The sequence below is a fragment of the Paraburkholderia sp. CNPSo 3281 genome (genome assembly GCF_024206515.1).
GTDB lineage: Bacteria > Pseudomonadota > Gammaproteobacteria > Burkholderiales > Burkholderiaceae > Paraburkholderia > Paraburkholderia nodosa.
Genome location: NZ_JAMBPS010000123.1, coordinates 1 through 3,091, shown reverse-complemented (window position 1 = coordinate 3,091; position 3,091 = coordinate 1). Strand labels below are relative to the sequence as shown.

The 3,091-nt window shown below is 52.6% G+C and carries 3 protein-coding genes; 1 reads left to right on the top strand and 2 read right to left on the bottom strand.

Annotated features, from left to right (window positions below; genetic code table 11):
- Positions 1–201 (top strand): transposase domain-containing protein (locus M3I56_RS40315; protein ID WP_254352637.1); only part of this gene is annotated, 201 nt, incomplete at its 5' end.
- A gap of 43 nt (positions 202–244) precedes the next feature.
- Here the strand turns inward: M3I56_RS40315 and M3I56_RS40310 are convergent.
- Both M3I56_RS40310 and M3I56_RS40305 read right to left on the bottom strand, forming a co-directional pair.
- Entirely contained in the window at positions 245–1,312 is a 1,068-nt protein-coding gene (locus tag M3I56_RS40310; protein WP_254358612.1) for a hypothetical protein, read from the bottom strand.
- 2 nt (positions 1,313–1,314) lie between these two features.
- A partial coding sequence (locus M3I56_RS40305) for a hypothetical protein (protein WP_254358610.1) occupies positions 1,315–3,091 on the bottom strand: 1,777 nt, incomplete at its 5' end.

The following is a 3,091-nucleotide window of genomic DNA, read 5'->3' as shown; positions in this document are numbered from 1 at the left end:
GGGAGGTCGAACTGGTTGTTCGCAGGATCTCTGCGTGCCGGAAAACGAGCGGCCGCGATCATGACTTTAATCCGCTCTGCACAACTGAACGGACACGATCCGTTGGCTTACCTGAAGGACGTGTTGACGCGATTGCCGACACACCGTGCCGCCGACATAGCGCAACTGCTTCCTCATCGCTGGACGCCGGCCGCTGCTTGAGCGCTTGAGCGATTGCCTCCGTCAAGATGACTTCCCCGGGTGCTTACATTGCTAGCCATCCTTCGGATATTGGAGTGTCTCGAGGACGATGCTTCACGACTTTCGAGCGCAAAAAACAATAACCAAACTCCTCGATAAGGCAGTTGCGCATCAAAAATTGAATCTCCGAGCGTCGCATGCCGGTGAGCAAAAGGATGAGAACCATCGCCGAGGTATGCGCATCGCAAATCAGGTCTCTAATTTCGCGCCTGGTGTATCCAAACTTCTTTAAGAATGTGGAGCTGTCTGTTTTTTCGCTTTTGTAGTACGCGTCAATTGCGCAAGCTGCATTCGGCTTATTGAACCAGTCTGACAATCCTGACAAGGATTGACATTCGCTATCGTGTGCAACCAGACCGGCTGCTGCTTTGAAATTAGCGATGGCTGCTTTGCAATGCTCCAAAAGGAAGAGGAACTGCGAATCCGACAGCGTTGGGATACCTACTATCTCTGGCGGCGGCTGCCAAGCGATAGACGATTTCTCTATATCGGGCTGTCCCCATTGCAGCGGCGCACTTAGGTTTCTCTGTACCATTGGGTCAGACAGCAACTTCAGTGCTCTTTTCAACTCGCTCGACCTGCCCGGGTACGTGGGAACTACTTCTTTAAGCAAAGAAAGAGAAATATCACTCATTCTTGTTATATCGAGATTGCGTCTTTCCTTGGCGTGAAGGATGGCGAGAGATAATATCTTTGCCAAAATGTCTATGCGAGCTTTGACTGTAATTGGGGCTAGCTTCCCATCTGTAGTCGCATGCGAGTGTTTGATGAGTTTGGGGAACTGGCCGTAAATGACCGCGACAATCTTCAAATCGCTGACAATCTCTGGGGTGAGGCAAAGTTCGTAGGCGCTGCGTGGAATTGAATTCGGATGCGTGTTGCCTCGACCCTCAATAAAATCGTTCCAAGAAATGCTGCTGGTTAGATTTCCGCGGAAGAATGGTGAGTCGGGTTTGAAAAAGGGCCACTGCTCGTCCCCAAAGAAGCCTTCCCACACGGGCATGTCGTCGCGAAAAACGGCATGACCCGCAATGATGTCCGCTATGTTAGGAAGCGTAGCATTCGAGTTCATGCTTACAGTCCTTGGTATATCAGGTGGTCAACCAACACATCACTCAACGTCGCGGCTTGATATTCCGCTTGTCGAATCACGGCAGCTGGGAAAATCTCGTCTTCTACCAATATTCCGTCAATGAGAGCGACCGAATCTCTAAATAATTCTTTTCTACTCCTAATTGCTGGGGAATCTGTATCGAGGGCTGCGGTAACCCGACTCCGATACAGTATGAGTTTTGGAAGCGACTTCTCCGTCACGACGGCGCGGTCACAGCGCAGGCACATGTTCCAGTATTTACAAACGGTGCCTTTGAGATGCTTCGTGACGGTACGCACATTCTTGCTGGGCTTGTAGGGATTGCTACAGCCACATCCGGAAAGCGTCTCGTGGAAGAGGTTCGCCTCCTCTGCTTGGTTATCTGATTCCTGTTCAGTCTCTTGCTCCTTCATGAAGGTACGCGAGCGATTCGCAATTCGTTGAAGCGCTTCGCTGACCGTTCGGTTGAAGGCGGGTTGCAAGCCGCGCTCGTCAAGATACGTCGCTGTAGTCTGAATGCTGGCGTGTCCCAACAGCACTTGTATGTCGAATAGCGTTGCGCCTGCGAGAACCATGTTGGTCGCAAGCGTGGGGCGGCAGCGCGCGAGATTGAAATTGAAGTCTTCACCCAAAAACTGGCGCAAGCCTTCGTCCGCGCAGAATCGGTTGTACCAGACGGCAGTTTTTCCCTTTGGGTCGATTGCGACTACGGAGCATTGCCCCTCTCGCCTAGAGCGCTCAACATCTTCAAAAATGAAGAGCTTGCGCGCTATCTCCGGTGGTGCGTCCGCCCGAATCCTCTCCGTCAGAGCTAAAGTTAAGCCGATGATTTTTTCGACCCGCTCTACAACCGAGTCTTCCGGATAATGCTCATGCATTTCGAGCAAAGGAAGATGTAGCTCTTTTTCTGCGGGACGGGTTGTGCTCGCCGACCGAGGCTTGACGTACATAAGGACCGGTTGGCCCGTGAGGGGGTGCTTCTGGTGATAACTGTCGATTTCGAGTTCTTTGAGCGACTCGACGTTCAGACCTGTCAGCATGCAAAGTTCTGCTGCCAGCGGCATGACGATGCGGTCGTCGACATACGGCCATACACCCCATCTCATGAACAGGGCTGATAGTTTTTTCAGACTCCATGCATAGCTGCCTTGATTCCAGCCGCGGTTGTACACGTATTCGTACATAGCACGCGCGTCGGATGCGAAATGATTTTCGAACATCCAGAGGATTGCTCGTTCGTCATTTCGGTTCACGTAAACCGGCTCGAGACCAACGCATTGCTCAGGAGTCCAGCCTTTGCGCACGCGCGGGCCGAGCGTCTTGGCGCTTATCCCATAGACCCTGGCCGCCGCAGCCATAGAGGGATAGCTGACGCCTTCGACCGCGAATTCAACTTCATCGGTGTAGGATGGTCGTGGTTCGAGTCCCACCGCCTGCAGAACCGGCCAGCCCGTTCTCAGTCGCTCAGAAAGCGTCTCATATCGTATGCCAAAGTGTTTGGAAGCTTCGGATACAGTGTATTCAGCGCCGTCGACTATGAGGTTGAGTTCAAATCGCTTGGGACGATACGCAATGCCGAGACCTGTCGGCGTGTAACCGTTGAGTACACTGTTAGCTAGGCCGACCCAGCGAGCGATGGCTGCGTTAATTATCTCGTGTTCATCTGCTCGGTATGCCGAACGCTGATTGGTCTCGGATACGCCAGTGAACATCGGCGCATGGTAGACCACCGAGTCGATAATGCGAAGAGCGTAGGCC